The sequence below is a fragment of the Falsiroseomonas bella genome, from assembly GCF_003173615.1.
GTDB classification, from domain to species: Bacteria; Pseudomonadota; Alphaproteobacteria; order Acetobacterales; family Acetobacteraceae; genus Falsiroseomonas; species Falsiroseomonas bella.
In genome coordinates this window covers 383,376-399,813 of the sequence record NZ_QGNA01000005.1, presented here as the reverse complement: position 1 = coordinate 399,813, position 16,438 = coordinate 383,376, and the positions used below count along the sequence as shown (strand labels likewise).

Genomic DNA, 16,438 nt, shown 5'->3' with positions numbered 1-16,438 from the left:
CACCGCAGGCGTGAATCGCGGAGGCAAACTATAGGAGACGGGACGTGGACCGTACGGAAAAGCGCGCCTTCGTGTCGGCGCTGCAGGCGGTGTTCGCGGATACCTCGTTCGTCCTCGTCAGCCAGAACAAGGGGCTGACGGTGGCCGACGCGACGGTGCTGCGCAACCGCATGCGGGCGGCCGGCGCGAGCTACAAGGTCGCGAAGAACCGGCTGGCCTCGCTCGCCCTCGATGGCACGAAGTTCCAGGCCATCCAGCCCCTGCTGAAGGGTCCGACCGCGCTCGCGTGGTCGACGGATCCGGTGGCGGTGGCGAAGACGGCCGTGGAGTTCGCCAGGACCAACGACAAGTTCGTGATCCTGGGCGGGGCTCTCGGAACCCAGCAGCTGAGCGCCGATGGCGTGAAGGCCCTGGCCGAGCTGCCCTCGCTCGAGACGCTGCGTGCGCAGCTGCTCGGCCTGATCCAGACCCCGGCGACGCGGATCGCCGGCGTGCTGCAGGCCCCCGGCAGCCAGCTCGCGCGGGTGTTCTCGGCCTATGCCAAGAAGGACGAGACGGCGGAAGCCGCCTGACCAAGACCTGCCCGCCGGAGGGGCACCCCTCGGGTGTTGCAAACTTCAAGCCAAGCCACTAGATCAGAGGATACACGAACATGGCCGATCTTGCGAAGCTGGTTGACGAGCTCTCCAGCCTGACGGTTCTGGAAGCTGCCGAGCTCTCGAAGATGCTCGAGGAGAAGTGGGGCGTGTCCGCCGCGGCGCCGGTCGCCGTGGCCGCCGCGCCGGCCGCGGCTGCCGCCGCTGCCCCCGCCGCCGAGGAGAAGACGGAGTTCACCGTCATCCTGAAGAATGGCGGCGACAAGAAGATCAACGTGATCAAGGAGATCCGGACGATCACCGGCCTCGGCCTGAAGGAGGCCAAGGACCTCGTCGAGGGCGCGCCGAAGACCGTCAAGGAAGGCGTGAACAAGGACGAGGCGGCGAAGATCAAGAAGGTGCTGGAAGAGAACGGCGCCACGGTCGAGATCACCTGATCGGCCGGCGCGGCCGCCCCGCCCTCGGTGGCGGGGTGGGCGTGCCAAGGTGGCCCGGGGCGACCCGGGCCGGGTTCAAGGGTTGGGAACGGGCGGGATTCCGAAGGCGGAATCCCGCCCGCGCCTGCGTTTTTCCGGCTCCGCCTCGGCGGCGCCGGTCTGATTGCCAGAAGCAGCCATCCGGCCCGGTGCGGGGCCGGTGGGCGAGGGAAGCGGGACAGGCATGAACGCTATCACGAGGTCGTTCACCGGGCGCAAGCGCATTCGGAAGTCCTTCGGGCGGCTGCCCGAAGTGGCCCCGATGCCCAACCTCATCGATGTGCAGCGCGCTTCCTACGAAGCGTTCCTGCAGATGGGCGTTGACCCGGATGCGCGGCTGCACGCCGGCCTCCAGGAGGTCTTCAAGTCCGTCTTCCCGATCGACGATTTCGGCGGCCGCGGCCGGCTGGAATTCGTCCAGTACGAGCTGGAAGAGCCGAAATACGACGTCGAGGAGTGCATCCAGCGCGGCCTGACCTTCGCCGCCCCCCTCAAGGTGCGCCTGCGCCTGATCGTCTGGGACGTCGACGAGGACACCGGCAGCCGGTCCGTCCGCGACATCAAGGAGCAGGATGTCTACATGGGCGACATGCCGCTCATGACGGACAACGGCACCTTCATCATCAACGGCACCGAGCGCGTCATCGTCTCCCAGATGCACCGCTCGCCCGGCGTCTTCTTCGACCACGACAAGGGCAAGACGCACTCGTCCGGCAAGTACCTCTTTGCCGCGCGCGTCATCCCCTATCGCGGCTCCTGGCTCGACTTCGAGTTCGACGCCAAGGACATCTGCTACGTCCGCATCGACCGCAAGCGGAAGCTGCCGGCCACCACGCTGCTCTATGCGCTCGACAGCGTGTGGACCGAGGGCGAGCGCAAGCGCCGGGCCAATGAGGGCCTGCCCGCGCTCGAGCCGCACGAGATCCGCGGCATGGACTCCGAGGAGATCCTGAACGCCTTCTACGGCCAGGTCGTCTTCACCCGCGGCCCCAAGGGCTGGTCGCGCCCCTTCGACCCCGAGGCCTTCCGCAACGTGAAGCTGGCGGAAGCGCTGGTGGATGCGAAGACCGGGCAGGTCGTGGCCGAGAAGGAGGCCAAGATGACCGCCCGCGCCGCGCGCAAGATCGCCGAGGGCGGCACCACCGAAGTGCTGGCCGGTCGCGTCGACCTGCTCGGCCGCTTCGTCGCCGAGGACCTGGTGGACTACCAGAGCGGCGAGATCTGGGCCGAGGCCGGCGAGGAGCTGACCGAGGCGAAGCTGACCGCGATCGAGGAAGCCGGCCTCGACCGCCTGCCGACGCTCGCCATCGACCAGGCGACCGGCCCCTGGATGCGCAACACGCTCGCGGTGGACAAGAACTCCAACCGCGAAGAGGCGCTGATGGACATCTACCGGGTGATGCGCCCGGGCGAGCCGCCGACCGCCGACACCGCGGAGAACCTGTTCCGCGGCCTGTTCTTCGACAGCGAGCGCTACGACCTCTCGGCCGTCGGCCGCGTGAAGATGAACATGCGCCTCGGCTTCTCCACCGAGGAGGTGCCGGACCACATCCGCACCCTCCGCAAGGAGGACATCGTCTCGACGCTGCGCGTCCTGCTGCAGCTGAAGGACGGCGTCGGCTCCATCGACGACATCGACAACCTGGGCAACCGCCGGGTGCGCTCGGTCGGCGAGCTGATGGAGAACCAGTACCGCGTCGGCCTGCTGCGCATGGAGCGCGCGATCAAGGAGCGCATGGGCGCCGTCGACATCGACAGCGTGATGCCGCACGACCTGATCAACGCGAAGCCGGCCGCGGCGGCCGTGCGCGAGTTCTTCGGCTCCTCGCAGCTCAGCCAGTTCATGGACCAGACCAACCCGCTCTCCGAGGTGACGCACAAGCGCCGCCTCTCGGCGCTCGGTCCGGGCGGCCTCACGCGTGAACGTGCCGGCTTCGAGGTGCGCGACGTGCACCCGACGCATTACGGCCGCATCTGCCCGATCGAGACGCCGGAAGGCCCGAACATCGGCCTGATCAACAGCCTCGCCACCTTCGCCAAGGTGAACAAGTACGGCTTCATCGAGACGCCGTACCGCCTGGTGCGTGAAGGCAAGGTTACCGGCGACCCGCGCTACCTCTCCGCCATGGAGGAAGAGCGCCTGGTGGTCGCGCAGGCCGATGCCGAACTGGACGCCGAGGGCAACTTCAAGTCGGAGCTCGTCAGCGTGCGCGACGGCGGCGACTTCCGCCTGGTGAAGCCCGAGGAAGTCACGGCGATCGACGTCTCGCCGAAGCAGCTCGTCTCCGTCGCCGCGGCGCTGATCCCGTTCCTCGAGAACGACGACGCGAACCGCGCGCTGATGGGCTCCAACATGCAGCGCCAGGCGGTGCCGCTGATCCGCGCCGATGCGCCGCTGGTCGGCACCGGCATGGAAGGCGCGGTCGCGCGCGATTCGGGTGCCACCATCGTCGCGCGCCGCGACGGCGTGATCGACAGCATCGACGGCGCGCGCATCGTGGTGCGCGCGACGGGCGATGACGGCACGACCCGCGGCGTCGACATCTACCGCCTGCGCAAGTTCCAGCGCTCCAACCAGTCCACCTGCATCAACCAGCGCCCGCTGGTGAAGGTGGGCGACCGCGTGAAGGCCGGCGACATCATCGCCGACGGCCCGTCCACGGAGCTGGGCGAGCTCGCGCTCGGCCGCAACGTGCTCTGCGCCTTCATGCCGTGGAACGGCTACAACTTCGAGGACAGCATCCTGATCAGCGAGCGCATCGCGAAGGATGACGTCTTCACCTCGATCCACATCGAGGAATTCGAGGTGATGGCCCGCGACACCAAGCTCGGCCAGGAGGAAATCACCCGCGACATCCCGAATGTCGGCGAGGAAGCGCTGCGCAACCTCGACGAGGCGGGCATCGTCTACATCGGCGCCGAGGTGCAGCCGGGCGACATCCTCGTGGGCAAGGTGACCCCGAAGGGTGAATCGCCGATGACGCCGGAAGAAAAGCTGCTCCGCGCGATCTTCGGCGAGAAGGCGTCGGATGTCCGCGACACCTCGCTGCGCCTGCCGCCCGGCGTCGCGGGCACCATCGTGGATGTGCGCGTCTTCTCCCGCCGCGGCGTGGACAAGGACGAGCGCGCCATGGCGATCGAGCGCGCGGAGATCGAGCGCCTGGCCAAGGACCGCGACGACGAGAAGGCCATCCAGGAGCGCAGCTTCTACAGCCGCCTCCGCGAGCGCCTGCTCGGCAAGAAGGCCGCCGGCGGCTTCAAGGGCATCAAGGCGGGGACGGAGATCACCGATCCGGTGCTCGACGAGTTCGCCAAGGCCACCTGGCGCCAGATCGGCGTGCAGGACGACGCGGCGATGGCCGACATCGAGGCGCTGAAGCGCGAGTTCGACGCCGCGGTCGAGAAGCTGCAGAAGCGCTTCGAGAGCAAGGTCGAGAAGCTGCAGCGTGGCGACGAGCTGCCGCCCGGCGTGATGAAGATGGTCAAGGTCTTCGTCGCGGTGAAGCGCAAGCTGCAGCCCGGCGACAAGATGGCCGGCCGCCACGGCAACAAGGGCGTGGTCAGCCGCGTCGTGCCGGTGGAGGACATGCCGTTCCTGGAAGACGGGACCAGCGTGGACCTCGTGCTGAACCCGCTCGGCGTGCCGTCGCGCATGAATGTCGGCCAGATCCTCGAGACGCATCTCGGCTGGGCGTGCGCCAACATGGGCAAGCAGATCGGCGAGATGGTCGAGGAGTACCGCCGCGGCGGCGCGATGCGCGAGGAGCTTCGCGCGAAGCTCGTCGAGGCCTATGGCGAGGAGATCGTCGCGCGCGACGTCGATCCGCTGGACGACGACCAGCTGATCGAGCTCTGCGAGAACGTGAAGAAGGGCATCCCGATCGCGACGCCCGTCTTCGACGGCGCGCGCATGGCCGACATCGAGGGCATGCTGGAGAAGGCCGGGCTCGACCGCTCCGGGCAGGTCTGGCTGCACGATGGCCGCACCGGCGAGAAGTTCGAACGCCGCGTGACGGTGGGCTACATCTACATGCTGAAGCTGCACCACCTGGTGGACGACAAGATCCACGCCCGCTCCATCGGCCCCTACTCGCTCGTCACCCAGCAGCCGCTGGGCGGCAAGGCGCAGTTCGGCGGCCAGCGCTTCGGCGAGATGGAGGTCTGGGCGCTGGAAGCCTACGGCGCCGCCTACACCCTGCAGGAGATGCTGACGGTGAAGTCGGACGACGTCTCGGGCCGCACCAAGGTCTACGAGGCGATCGTGCGCGACCAGGACAACTTCGAGGCCGGCGTGCCGGAATCCTTCAACGTGCTGGTGAAGGAGCTGAAGTCGCTCGGCCTCAACGTGGATCTCGAGAACCGCCCCGCCTGACGCGGCGGTTCCGCTTTCCGCGCGGCGTTGACGCCGCGCGGCTCCCCATTTGCACGGCGCGCGCCCGCCCAGCGCGCGCCGGCCGGACGGAGACGACGGCATGAACGAACTGATGAAGATCCTCGGCCAGACCGGCCAGGCGATGACCTTCGACCAGATCAAGATCTCGATCGCCTCGCCGGAGACGATCCGGTCCTGGTCCTATGGCGAGATCAAGAAGCCCGAGACGATCAACTACCGCACCTTCAAGCCGGAGCGGGACGGCCTGTTCTGCGCCCGCATCTTCGGCCCGATCAAGGACTACGAGTGCCTGTGCGGCAAGTACAAGCGGATGAAGTTCCGCGGCATCATCTGCGAGAAGTGCGGCGTCGAGGTCACCCTGGCCAAGGTGCGCCGCGAGCGCATGGGCCATATCGAGCTGGCCTCCCCGGTCGCCCACATCTGGTTCATGAAGTCGCTGCCCTCGCGCGTCGGCCTGATGGTCGACATGTCGCTGAAGGAGCTTGAGAAGGTCCTCTACTTCGAGAGCTACGTGGTGCTGGAGCCGGGCCTGACGGACCTGAAGCTGCACCAGCTCCTTACCGAGGACCAGCTGCAGTCGAAGCAGGACGAGTTCGGCGACGATGCCTTCAGCGTCGGCATCGGCGCGGAGGCGGTGAAGCAGATGCTCGCCGCGATCGACATCAACAAGGAAGCGCCGAAGCTGCGCGGCGAGCTGAAGGAGACGACCTCCGAGGCGAAGCGCAAGAAGCTCGTGAAGCGGCTCAAGCTGCTCGAGAGCTTCGCCGAGAGCGGCGCGCGCCCCGAATGGATGATCCTCGACGTCGTCCCCGTGATCCCGCCCGAGCTGCGCCCGCTGGTGCCGCTCGATGGCGGCCGCTTCGCGACGTCGGACCTGAACGACCTCTATCGCCGCGTGATCAACCGGAACAACCGGCTGAAGCGCCTGATCGAGCTGCGCGCGCCCGACATCATCGTGCGCAACGAGAAGCGCATGCTGCAGGAGGCGGTTGACGCGCTGTTCGACAACGGCCGCCGCGGCCGCGCGATCACGGGCGCCAACAAGCGCCCGCTGAAGTCGCTCAGCGACATGCTGAAGGGCAAGCAGGGCCGCTTCCGGCAGAACCTGCTCGGGAAGCGCGTGGACTATTCGGGCCGTTCGGTGATCGTCGTCGGGCCGGAGCTGAAGCTCCATCAGTGCGGCCTGCCGAAGAAGATGGCGCTCGAGCTGTTCAAGCCCTTCATCTACTCGAAGCTCGAGAAGTACGGCCACGCCACCACCATCAAGGCCGCGAAGCGGATGGTGGAGAAGGAGCGGCCGGAGGTGTGGGACATCCTCGAGGAGGTGATCCGCGAGCACCCCGTCCTGCTCAACCGCGCGCCGACGCTGCACCGCCTCGGCATCCAGGCCTTCGAGCCGGTGCTGGTGGAAGGCAAGGCGATCCAGCTGCACCCGCTGGTCTGCACCGCCTTCAACGCGGACTTCGACGGCGACCAGATGGCGGTGCACGTGCCGCTCAGCCTGGAAGCGCAGCTCGAGGCGCGCGTGCTGATGATGTCCACCAACAACATCCTCAGCCCGGCGAACGGCAAGCCGATCATCGTGCCCAGCCAGGACATCGTGCTCGGCCTCTACTACCTCTCGCTCGAGACGCCGGAGTTCAAGGCGACCGAGGAGAACGACGCCCCGGCCTTCGCCACGATGGGCGAGATCGAGCAGGCGCTGGCCAACGGCTCGATCCGGCTGCACAGCAAGATCCGCGCGCGCCGCAAGGCGATGGACCGCGACGGCAACGTCGTCACCGAGCGCGTGGTCACCACCGCGGGCCGGATGATGATGGGCGCCCTGCTGCCGCTGCACCAGAACCTGCCCTTCAGCCTGCTGAACCGGCTGCTGACGAAGAAGAACATCTCCGACGTCATCGACGCGGTGTACCGCCACTGCGGCCAGAAGGAATCGGTGATCTTCGCCGACCGCCTGATGGGCCTCGGCTTCCGCAACGCTGCGAAGGCCGGCATCTCCTTCGGCAAGGACGACATGGTGATCCCGGACAGCAAGGGATCGCTGATCTCCGCGACGAAGGAGCAGGTGAAGGAGTTCGAGCAGCAGTATCTCGACGGCCTGATCACCGCGGGCGAGCGCTACAACAAGGTGGTGGACGCCTGGTCGCGCTGCACCGAGGAAGTGGCGCAGGCGATGATGAAGGAGATCCAGAAGCAGGAGATCGGCAAGCCCGCCAACTCCGTCTGGATGATGTCGCACTCCGGTGCGCGCGGCTCGCCCGCGCAGATGCGCCAGCTTGCCGGCATGCGCGGCCTGATGGCCAAGCCCTCGGGCGAGATCATCGAGCAGCCGATCATCTCGAACTTCAAGGAAGGCCTGACCGTGCTGGAGTACTTCAACTCCACCCATGGCGCCCGCAAGGGCCTGGCCGACACCGCGCTGAAGACGGCGAACAGCGGCTACCTCACGCGCCGCCTGGTCGACGTCGCGCAGGACTGCATCATCGTCGAGGATGATTGCGGCACCGAGCGCGGCATCACCGTGCGCGCGGTGATGGATGGCGGCGAGGTCGTCTCCTCCCTCTCCGAGCGCATCCTTGGCCGCTTCGTGCAGGAGGACGTGCTCGATCCGGCGACGGGCGAGGTGATCGTCCCGCGCAACACGCTGGTCGAGGAGAGCGAGGCCGAGCGCATCGAGAAGGCCGGCGTGGAGGGTGTGAAGATCCGCTCCGTGCTGACCTGCGACTCGCGCGTGGGCGTCTGCGGCCACTGCTACGGCCGCGACCTCGCGCGCGGCACGCCGGTGAATGTCGGTGAGGCGGTCGGCGTGATCGCCGCGCAGTCCATCGGCGAGCCCGGCACGCAGCTGACGATGCGCACCTTCCACATTGGCGGCGCCGCGCAGCGCGGCGCGGAGCAGTCCGCGGTCGAGGCGATGACGGACGGCACGGCGAAGTTCCTGAACCGCCAGGTCGTCACGAACAGCTCCGGCGCGCCTATCGTCATGAGCCGCAACTGCGAGGCGGTGGTCTATGACGCCAACGGGCGCGAGCGCGGGCGTCTGCGCGTGCCCTATGGCGCGCGGCTGCTGGTCGAGGAAGGTGCGGCGGTCACCCGCGGCCAGAAGCTGGCCGAATGGGACCCCTTCACCCTGCCGATCATCACCGAGAAGAACGGCAAGGTGGAGTTCGCCGACCTGATCGACAGCTTCACCCTGATGGAGCGGACGGACGAAGTGACCGGCCTCTCCTTCAAGGAGGTGGTCGAGTACAAGACGGCCGGCCGCGGTGCCGACCTGCGCCCGCGCCTGATCCTGCGGGACGAGCGCGGCAACGTGGTGAAGCGCGACAACGGCAGCGAGGCCATCACCTTCCTGCCGCCGGGCTCGCTGCTCTCGGTGGAAAACGGCAAGGAGGTCTTCGCCGGCGACGTCATCGCCCGCATGCCGCGCGAATCCTCCAAGACGCGCGACATCACCGGCGGTCTGCCGCGCGTGGCCGAGCTGTTCGAGGCGCGCCGTCCGAAGGATGCGGCGATCATCGCCGACATCGACGGGCGCGTGGAGTTCGGCAAGGACTACAAGGCCAAGCGCCGCATCCTGGTGGTGCCGGATGCGCCGGAAGGCAGCGACGAGCCGCCAACCCCGCGCGAATACCTGGTGCCGAAGGGCAAGCACGTCTCGGTGCAGGAAGGCGACTACGTGAAGGCCGGCGACCCGCTGGTGGACGGCCCGCGCGTGCCGCACGACATCCTGCGCGTGCTGGGCGTCGAGGCTCTCGCGAACTACCTCGTGAACGAAATCCAGGACGTCTATCGACTGCAGGGCGTGAAGATCAACGACAAGCACATCGAGGTCATCGTCCGGCAGATGCTGCAGAAGGTGGAGATCGTCGATCCGGGCGACACCACCTTCCTGGTGGGCGAGACGGTGGAGCGCATCGAGTTCGACATCGAGAACGAGAAGCGCATCGCCGCGAAGGAGCGGCCCGCCCGGGCCGAGCCGGTGCTGCAGGGCATCACCAAGGCCTCGCTGCAGACCACCAGCTTCATCTCCGCCGCCTCCTTCCAGGAGACGACACGCGTGCTGACCGAGGCCGCCACGGCGGGCAAGGTGGATACGCTGGCCGGCCTGAAGGAGAACGTGATCGTCGGGCGCCTGATCCCGGCGGGCACGGGCTCGGTGATGAACCGCCTGCGCGCGCTCGCCGCGCAGCGCGACCGCGGCCGCATCCCGCAGCCGGCGCCGGCCGCCCCGGCGCCGCTCCCGGGGCCGGCGCGAGCGGCGGAATAACCCGCCGCATAGCAGCCCTGCGCAACGCGAAGGCCGGTTCCCTGCAAAGGGGCCGGCCTTTCGCTTTCCGGGCCGTCACCTTCGCTTGACTCCCGGGGGACCGAGGGCTAATCAGCCGTCCCTCGGCCGGGGGTGGCGCCGCGAAGGCGCTCCACTCGGCTGGGCTGTTTTTGGTCCAACAGCGCAGCGCCGCCGGCGCCGCCCTCGACAGGGGGCTGAGGCCGGGGGTGGGACAAGTGCCCGTCGGGATCGCGCATCTGCGCGCCCCAGCGGGTGCATGTGCTTGGCGGGCCGCAAGGACTTCGAAGGGGCGTCATGCCGACGATCAACCAGCTCATCGCCCAGGGGCGTGAGCCGAACCCGAAGCGGAACAAGGTGCCGGCCCTGCAGGGCTGCCCGCAGAAGCGCGGCGTCTGCACGCGCGTCTACACGACCACGCCGAAGAAGCCGAACTCCGCGCTGCGCAAGGTCGCCAAGGTGCGCCTGACGAATGGCTACGAGGTCGTCAGCTACATCCCCGGCGAGGGCCATAACCTGCAGGAGCACTCCGTGGTGCTGATCCGCGGCGGCCGCGTGAAGGACCTTCCGGGCGTGCGCTACCACATCCTGCGCGGCGTGCTCGACACGCAGGGCCTGCCGAAGCGGCGCAAGCGGCGCTCGCTCTACGGCGCGAAGCGGCCGAAGTAAGGGAGACGGGATCAATGTCGCGCCGTCACCGCGCCGAGAAGCGCGAGGTCCTGCCGGATCCGAAGTTCGGGGACATCGTGCTCAGCCGCTTCATGAACGTGCTGATGTACGACGGGAAGAAGTCCGTCGCGGAGAACATCGTCTACGGGGCGATGGACACGCTGAAGCGCAAGGGCGGCGCGAATGCCGACCCGCTCCGCCTCTTCCACGAGGCGATGGAGAATGTGAAGCCGGCGATCGAGGTGCGGTCGCGCCGCGTCGGCGGCGCCACCTACCAGGTGCCCGTCGAGGTCCGTCCGGAGCGCCGCCAGGCGCTGGCGATCCGCTGGCTGATCGAGGCCGCGCGCAAGCGCGGCGAGAACACGATGGAAGAGCGCCTCTCGGCGGAGCTGATGGACGCGGCCAACAACCGCGGCACGGCCGTCAAGAAGCGCGAGGACACGCATCGCATGGCCGAGGCCAACAAGGCCTTCAGCCACTATCGTTGGTAACTCCGCGCTTGCGCGCGGGGGCGTTGGTGATGCCGCGCTGAGGCGTGGCGCTCGTAAAGCACGGATCGATCGGGAAGCACGACAATGGCCAAGGCGAAATTCGAGCGGAACAAGCCGCACTGCAACATCGGGACGATCGGTCACGTGGACCATGGGAAGACGTCGCTGACGGCGGCGATCACCAAGGTTCTGGCGAAGACCGGCGGCGCGACCTTCACGGCGTATGACCAGATCGACAAGGCGCCGGAGGAGAAGGCGCGCGGCATCACGATCTCGACGGCGCATGTCGAATACGAGACGACGAACCGCCACTACGCCCACGTGGATTGCCCTGGCCACGCCGACTACGTGAAGAACATGATCACGGGCGCGGCGCAGATGGACGGCGCGATCCTGGTGGTGTCGGCCGCCGACGGCCCGATGCCGCAGACGCGCGAGCACATCCTGCTGGCGCGCCAGGTGGGCGTTCCGGCGCTGGTGGTGTTCCTGAACAAGATGGACATGGCGGACCCCGACCTGGTCGAGCTGGTGGAGATGGAGGTGCGCGAGCTGCTGTCCTCCTACCAGTTCCCGGGCGACGACATCCCGGTGATCAAGGGCTCGGCGCTGTGCGCGCTGGAGGACAAGCAGCCGGAGATCGGCGAGCAGGCGATCCTGAAGCTGATGGAGGCGGTGGACGCCTACATCCCGCAGCCGGAGCGTCCGAAGGACCGCCCCTTCCTGATGCCGATCGAGGACGTGTTCTCGATCTCGGGCCGCGGCACGGTGGTGACGGGCCGCGTGGAGCGCGGGATCATCAAGGTGGGCGAGGAAGTCGAGATCGTCGGCCTGAAGGCGACGGTGAAGACGACGGTCACGGGCGTCGAGATGTTCCGCAAGCTGCTGGACAGCGGCGAGGCGGGCGACAACATCGGCGCGCTGCTGCGCGGCACGAAGCGCGAGGATGTGGAGCGCGGGCAGGTTCTGGCCGCGCCGGGCTCGATCACGCCGCACACGAACTTCCTGGCCGAGGCCTACATCCTGACGAAGGAGGAAGGCGGCCGCCACACGCCGTTCTTCACGAACTACCGTCCGCAGTTCTACTTCCGGACCACCGATGTCACCGGCGTGGTGAAGCTGCCGGAGGGGACGGAGATGGTGATGCCGGGCGACAACGTGACGATGGATGTCGAGCTGATCGCGCCGATCGCCATGGATGAGGGCCTGCGCTTCGCGATCCGCGAAGGCGGCCGCACCGTCGGCGCCGGCGTCGTCGCCAAGATCGTGAAGTAAGGCGGCGGTCGCAGGGAATACGGGTCCGACGATCATGGACAGCCAGAACATCCGCATCCGCCTCAAGGCGTTCGATCACCGCGTGCTCGACGGCAGCACGCGGGAGATCGTGAACACGGCCAAGCGGACGGGCGCGCGGGTGCGCGGGCCCATCCCGCTGCCGACGCAGGTCGAGCGCTTCACCGTCAACCGCTCGCCGCATGTCGACAAGAAGTCGCGCGAGCAGTTCGAGATCCGCACGCATCGCCGCCTGCTGGACATCGTCGACCCCACTCCGCAGACCGTGGACGCGCTGATGAAGCTCGACCTGGCCGCCGGCGTGGACGTCGAGATCAAGATCTGACGCGGGCGAAGGGGTTCGCATCATGGCCACCAACGGCCGAACGGGGCTTATCGCCCGCAAGCTGGGGATGACCCGGCTGTTCAACGACGACGGCTCCACCGTGCCCGTCACCGTGCTGCATCTCGACGATGTGCGCGTTGTGGCGAACCGCACGGCGGAGAAGGACGGCTATTCGGCCGTGCAGCTCGGCATCGGCAATGCCAAGCCGAAGAACGTGTCCAAGCCGCAGAAGGGGCACTTCGCGAAGGCCGGCGTCGAGGCGCCGCGCAGGCTCGCGGAGTTCCGCGTGCCGGCCGAAGGGCTGGTGGCGCCCGGCACGAAGCTCTCGGTCGAGCATTTCGTGAAGGGCCAGAAGGTGGACGTCACCGGCGTGACGGTCGGCAAGGGCTTCGCCGGCGGCATGAAGCGCTGGAACTTCGCGGGCCTCGAGGCGTCGCACGGCGTCTCGATCAGCCACCGCTCGCTCGGCTCCACCGGCAACCGCCAGGATCCGGGCAAGACCTTCAAGAACAAGAAGATGGCCGGCCATCTCGGCGTCGAGCGCGTGACCACCCAGAACCTGGTGGTCGCCGGGCACGATGCGGAGAAGGGCCTGCTGCTGATCAAGGGCGCCATCCCGGGCCCGAAGGGCGGCTACGTGCTGGTGCGCGACGCGGTGAAGCGCGCGCGCCCGGCCGATGCGCCCTTCCCCGCGGCTGTCGTGGCGCAGGGGTAAGCGATCATGCCGACCGTTCCCGTCATCACGCTGGACAACGCGCCGGCGGGCGAGATCGAGCTGCCGGAGGCGCTGTTCGGCGCCGAGCCGCGCGCCGACATCCTCGCGCGCGTGGTCCACTGGCAGCTCGCCAAGCGCCGCGCCGGCACGCACAAGGCGAAGGGCATGGGCGAGGTCTCCGGGACCACCAAGAAGCCCTATCGCCAGAAGGGCACCGGCAACGCCCGCCAGGGCTCGCTGCGCGCACCGCAGTTCCGCACCGGCGGCGTCGTGCACGGCCCGGTCGTGCGCAGCCACGAATACAGCCTGAACAAGAAGGTCCGTCGCCTCGGCCTGATCCATGCCCTCTCGGCCAAGGCGGCCGAGGGCAAGCTGGTCGTGCTCGACGCGGCGGCGCCCGGCGCGGAGGCGAAGACCGCAGCGGTGGCGAAGCAGCTCAAGGCGCTCGGCTGGTCCAGCGCGCTGGTGGTGGATGCGGCGGTGGATGCCGGCTTCGCCCGCGCCACGCGCAACCTGCCGAAGGTCAGCGTGCTGCCGACCGGCGGCGCGAATGTCTACGACATCCTCCAGCACGACGTCCTCGCGGTGACCCGCGCCGGCGTCGCCGCGCTGGAGAAGCGCTTGAACGGGGAGGCCTCGGCATGAGCGAGGCGGTTGCGAAGACGGGCGTGCAGCTCAGCGCCGAGCGCATGTACCAGGTGATCGTCTCTCCGGTCGTGACCGAGAAGGCGACCCGGCTGAACGAGTTCAGCCAGGTGACCTTCCGCGTCGCGCTGGATGCGACGAAGCCGGAGATCAAGGCGGCGGTGGAGAAGCTGTTCTCGGTGAAGGTCGAGGCGGTGAACACCGTGGTCATGAAGGGCAAGACCAAGCGGTTCCGCGGGCGCGAAGGCCGGCGGTCCGACTGGAAGAAGGCGGTGGTGCGGCTGCAGGCCGGTCAGACCATCGACCTGACGACGGGGCTCGCGTGACGTCATGGCACTGAAGAACTTCAACCCGGTCACGCCTTCGCTGCGCGGGACGGTCCTGATCGACCGCTCCGAGCTGTGGAAGGGCAAGCCGGTCAAGCAGCTCACGGTCGGCAAGACCTCCTCGGGCGGGCGCAACAACCACGGCCGCACCACCGTCCGCTTCCGCGGCGGCGGACACAAGAAGTCCTACCGCCTGGTGGACTTCAAGCGCCGGAAGTTCGACGTCCCCGCGACGGTCGAGCGGCTGGAGTACGACCCGAACCGCACGGCGTTCATCGCCCTGATCAAGTATCAGGACGGCGAGCTCGCCTACATCATCGCGCCGCAGCGCCTGAAGGCGGGCGACACGGTGGTGAATGGCTCGAAGGGCGCGGACATCAAGCCGGGCAACGCGATGCCGCTGGCCAACATCCCGGTCGGCACGATCATCCACGCGATCGAGCTGAAGCCCGGCGCCGGCGCCAAGGTCGCGCGTTCGGCCGGCACCTTCGCGCAGCTGGTCGGCAAGGATGCGGGCTACGCGCAGATCAAGCTGATGTCGGGCGAGCTCCGCACGGTGCGCGCCGAGTGCATGGCGGCGGTCGGCGCGGTGTCCAACTCCGACAACATGAACCAGCAGATCGGCAAGGCCGGCCGCAAGCGGTGGATGGGCTTCCGCCCGCACAACCGCGGCGTCGCCATGAACCCGATCGACCACCCGCATGGTGGTGGTGAGGGCCGCACCTCCGGTGGTCGCCATCCGGTGACGCCCTGGGGCAAGCCGACCAAGGGTGCGAAGACGCGCAACAACAAGCGGACCGACCGGCTCATTGTCCGGCGCCGCAACGCGACGAAGGGCTGATCGCGATGGCGCGCAGCGTATGGAAGGGGCCGTTCGTCGACGGCTACCTGCTCAACAAGGCGGAGGTCTCCCGCGCTTCCGGCCGCAACGAGATCATCAAGATCTGGTCGCGCCGCAGCACGATCCTGCCGCAGTTCGTCGGCCTGACCTTCGGCGTCTACAACGGGAAGAAGTTCATCCCGGTGCAGGTGACGGAGAACATGGTCGGCCACAAGTTCGGCGAGTTCTCGCCGACGCGCACCTTCAACGGCCACTCCGCCGACAAGAAGGCGAAGCGGGGCTGAGATGAGCAAGCCGAAGCACGAACGCACGCTGGACGAGACCGAGGCGCAGGCCATCCTGCGCAACATCCGCGTCTCTCCCCGCAAGCTGAACCTGGTGGCGGCGCTGATCCGCGGCCGCTCGGCGCAGGACGCCGTGGCGACGCTGGCCTTCAGCAAGCGCCGCATCGCGCAGACGGTCAAGAAGACGCTCGAGAGCGCGATCGCCAATGCCGAGAACAACCACCAGCTCGACGTGGACCGCCTGGTCGTGTCGCGCGCGGAGGTCGGCCGCTCGATCGTGATGAAGCGCTTCCACGCGCGTGGCCGCGGTCGCGCCTCGCGCGTCGAGAAGTGGTTCAGCCACCTGAAGATCGTCGTCGCCGAAGTGTCGCCCGACGCGCCGGCGCAGCAGGAGGCCGCGTAACATGGGCCAGAAAGTCAATCCGATCGGGCTCCGGCTCGGCATCAACCGCACCTGGGACAGCCGGTGGTTCGCCACCGAGGACTATTCCAAGATGCTGCATGAGGACCTGAAGCTGCGTCGCACGCTGCGCGACCGGCTGAAGGGCGCGGGCGTGTCCCGCGTGGTGATCGAGCGCCCTGCGAAGAAGCCGCGCGTGACGATCCACGCAGCGCGCCCTGGCGTCGTGATCGGCAAGAAGGGCGCCGACATCGAGGTGCTGCGCAAGGACCTGGCGAAGATGGCCGGCGCCGAGGTGGCGCTGAACATCGTCGAGATCCGCAAGCCCGAGATCGACGCCACCCTGGTGGCCGAGAGCATCGCGCAGCAACTCGAGCGTCGCGTCGCGTTCCGCCGCGCGATGAAGCGCGCCGTGCAGTCGGCCATGCGTCTCGGCGCGGGCGGCATCCGGATCAACTGCTCCGGCCGGCTCGGCGGCGCCGAGATCGCGCGCATGGAGTGGTATCGCGAAGGCCGCGTGCCGCTGCACACGCTGCGTGCCGACATCGACTTCGGCACCGCGACCGCGAAGACCACCTACGGCACCTGCGGTGTGAAGGTGTGGATCTTCAAGGGCGAGGTGATGGCCCATGATCCGATGGCGCAGGACAAGCGCGCCGCGGAACAGGCGCCCCAGCGGTAACCCGGCGCTGATTG

At 68.1% G+C, this 16,438-nt stretch carries 15 protein-coding genes; all 15 read left to right on the top strand.

The annotated features are described in order from the left end of the window. Nucleotides 1-44 precede the first annotated feature (44 nt). Nucleotides 45-572, top strand: coding sequence for a 50S ribosomal protein L10 (rplJ, locus tag DFH01_RS22550; RefSeq protein WP_109872748.1), 528 nt, complete (start codon nucleotides 45-47; stop codon nucleotides 570-572). An 80-nt stretch (nucleotides 573-652) separates the two neighbouring features. After that, nucleotides 653-1,033: a 50S ribosomal protein L7/L12 gene (rplL, locus tag DFH01_RS22545; protein ID WP_109872747.1), complete on the top strand. Its 381-nt coding sequence runs from the start codon at nucleotides 653-655 to the stop codon at nucleotides 1,031-1,033. Nucleotides 1,034-1,256: 223 nt separating this feature from the next. Continuing rightward, complete coding sequence (rpoB, locus tag DFH01_RS22540; protein WP_109872746.1) at nucleotides 1,257-5,444, top strand: DNA-directed RNA polymerase subunit beta; 4,188 nt, start codon at nucleotides 1,257-1,259, stop codon at nucleotides 5,442-5,444. Between the two features lie 100 nt (nucleotides 5,445-5,544). Further along, complete coding sequence (rpoC, locus tag DFH01_RS22535; protein WP_109872745.1) at nucleotides 5,545-9,738, top strand: DNA-directed RNA polymerase subunit beta'; 4,194 nt, start codon at nucleotides 5,545-5,547, stop codon at nucleotides 9,736-9,738. A 315-nt stretch (nucleotides 9,739-10,053) separates the two neighbouring features. Then, nucleotides 10,054-10,425 carry a 30S ribosomal protein S12 gene (rpsL, locus tag DFH01_RS22530; RefSeq protein WP_109872744.1) on the top strand — a complete coding sequence of 124 codons (372 nt, stop codon included), beginning with the start codon at nucleotides 10,054-10,056 and terminating at the stop codon, nucleotides 10,423-10,425. Between the two features lie 14 nt (nucleotides 10,426-10,439). Continuing rightward, complete coding sequence (gene rpsG, locus DFH01_RS22525) at nucleotides 10,440-10,916, top strand: 30S ribosomal protein S7 (protein WP_109872743.1); 477 nt, start codon at nucleotides 10,440-10,442, stop codon at nucleotides 10,914-10,916. Between the two features lie 84 nt (nucleotides 10,917-11,000). Beyond that, on the top strand, nucleotides 11,001-12,188 hold the full coding sequence (gene tuf / locus DFH01_RS22520; RefSeq protein WP_109872742.1) for an elongation factor Tu: 1,188 nt from the start codon (nucleotides 11,001-11,003) through the stop codon (nucleotides 12,186-12,188). Between the two features lie 34 nt (nucleotides 12,189-12,222). Continuing rightward, a complete protein-coding gene (gene rpsJ / locus DFH01_RS22515; RefSeq protein WP_109872741.1) occupies nucleotides 12,223-12,531 on the top strand; it encodes a 30S ribosomal protein S10 in 309 nt (102 codons plus the stop codon). 22 nt (nucleotides 12,532-12,553) lie between these two features. Next, on the top strand, nucleotides 12,554-13,246 hold the full coding sequence (rplC, locus tag DFH01_RS22510; protein ID WP_199231350.1) for a 50S ribosomal protein L3: 693 nt from the start codon (nucleotides 12,554-12,556) through the stop codon (nucleotides 13,244-13,246). A gap of 6 nt (nucleotides 13,247-13,252) precedes the next feature. Further along, nucleotides 13,253-13,891, top strand: coding sequence for a 50S ribosomal protein L4 (gene rplD, locus DFH01_RS22505; RefSeq protein WP_109872739.1), 639 nt, complete (start codon nucleotides 13,253-13,255; stop codon nucleotides 13,889-13,891). Beyond that, nucleotides 13,888-14,217, top strand: a complete 330-nt coding sequence (locus tag DFH01_RS22500; protein ID WP_109872738.1) for a 50S ribosomal protein L23 — start codon at nucleotides 13,888-13,890, stop codon at nucleotides 14,215-14,217. Before rplD ends, DFH01_RS22500 begins: the two co-directional genes overlap by 4 nt. A 4-nt stretch (nucleotides 14,218-14,221) precedes the next feature. After that, complete coding sequence (gene rplB, locus DFH01_RS22495; protein WP_109872737.1) at nucleotides 14,222-15,058, top strand: 50S ribosomal protein L2; 837 nt, start codon at nucleotides 14,222-14,224, stop codon at nucleotides 15,056-15,058. A gap of 5 nt (nucleotides 15,059-15,063) precedes the next feature. Further along, nucleotides 15,064-15,342: a 30S ribosomal protein S19 gene (gene rpsS / locus DFH01_RS22490; protein ID WP_109872736.1), complete on the top strand. Its 279-nt coding sequence runs from the start codon at nucleotides 15,064-15,066 to the stop codon at nucleotides 15,340-15,342. Nucleotide 15,343: 1 nt separating this feature from the next. Continuing rightward, the gene (gene rplV / locus DFH01_RS22485; protein ID WP_109872735.1) at nucleotides 15,344-15,745 is read left to right on the top strand and encodes a 50S ribosomal protein L22; all 402 of its coding nucleotides are present in this window, start codon (nucleotides 15,344-15,346) and stop codon (nucleotides 15,743-15,745) included. A 1-nt stretch (nucleotide 15,746) separates the two neighbouring features. Beyond that, nucleotides 15,747-16,424, top strand: a complete 678-nt coding sequence (gene rpsC / locus DFH01_RS22480; protein ID WP_109872734.1) for a 30S ribosomal protein S3 — start codon at nucleotides 15,747-15,749, stop codon at nucleotides 16,422-16,424. Nucleotides 16,425-16,438: the final 14 nt, after the last annotated feature.

Coding starts and splice junctions, on each gene's coding strand:
- rplL (WP_109872747.1), top strand. CDS start 653: ATGGCCGATCTTGCGAAGCTGGTTGACGAGCTCTCCAGCCTGACGGTT.
- rpoB (WP_109872746.1), top strand. CDS start 1,257: ATGAACGCTATCACGAGGTCGTTCACCGGGCGCAAGCGCATTCGGAAG.
- rpoC (WP_109872745.1), top strand. CDS start 5,545: ATGAACGAACTGATGAAGATCCTCGGCCAGACCGGCCAGGCGATGACC.
- rpsL (WP_109872744.1), top strand. CDS start 10,054: ATGCCGACGATCAACCAGCTCATCGCCCAGGGGCGTGAGCCGAACCCG.
- rpsG (WP_109872743.1), top strand. CDS start 10,440: ATGTCGCGCCGTCACCGCGCCGAGAAGCGCGAGGTCCTGCCGGATCCG.
- tuf (WP_109872742.1), top strand. CDS start 11,001: ATGGCCAAGGCGAAATTCGAGCGGAACAAGCCGCACTGCAACATCGGG.
- rpsJ (WP_109872741.1), top strand. CDS start 12,223: ATGGACAGCCAGAACATCCGCATCCGCCTCAAGGCGTTCGATCACCGC.
- rplC (WP_199231350.1), top strand. CDS start 12,554: ATGGCCACCAACGGCCGAACGGGGCTTATCGCCCGCAAGCTGGGGATG.
- rplD (WP_109872739.1), top strand. CDS start 13,253: ATGCCGACCGTTCCCGTCATCACGCTGGACAACGCGCCGGCGGGCGAG.
- DFH01_RS22500 (WP_109872738.1), top strand. CDS start 13,888: ATGAGCGAGGCGGTTGCGAAGACGGGCGTGCAGCTCAGCGCCGAGCGC.
- rplB (WP_109872737.1), top strand. CDS start 14,222: ATGGCACTGAAGAACTTCAACCCGGTCACGCCTTCGCTGCGCGGGACG.
- rpsS (WP_109872736.1), top strand. CDS start 15,064: ATGGCGCGCAGCGTATGGAAGGGGCCGTTCGTCGACGGCTACCTGCTC.
- rplV (WP_109872735.1), top strand. CDS start 15,344: ATGAGCAAGCCGAAGCACGAACGCACGCTGGACGAGACCGAGGCGCAG.
- rpsC (WP_109872734.1), top strand. CDS start 15,747: ATGGGCCAGAAAGTCAATCCGATCGGGCTCCGGCTCGGCATCAACCGC.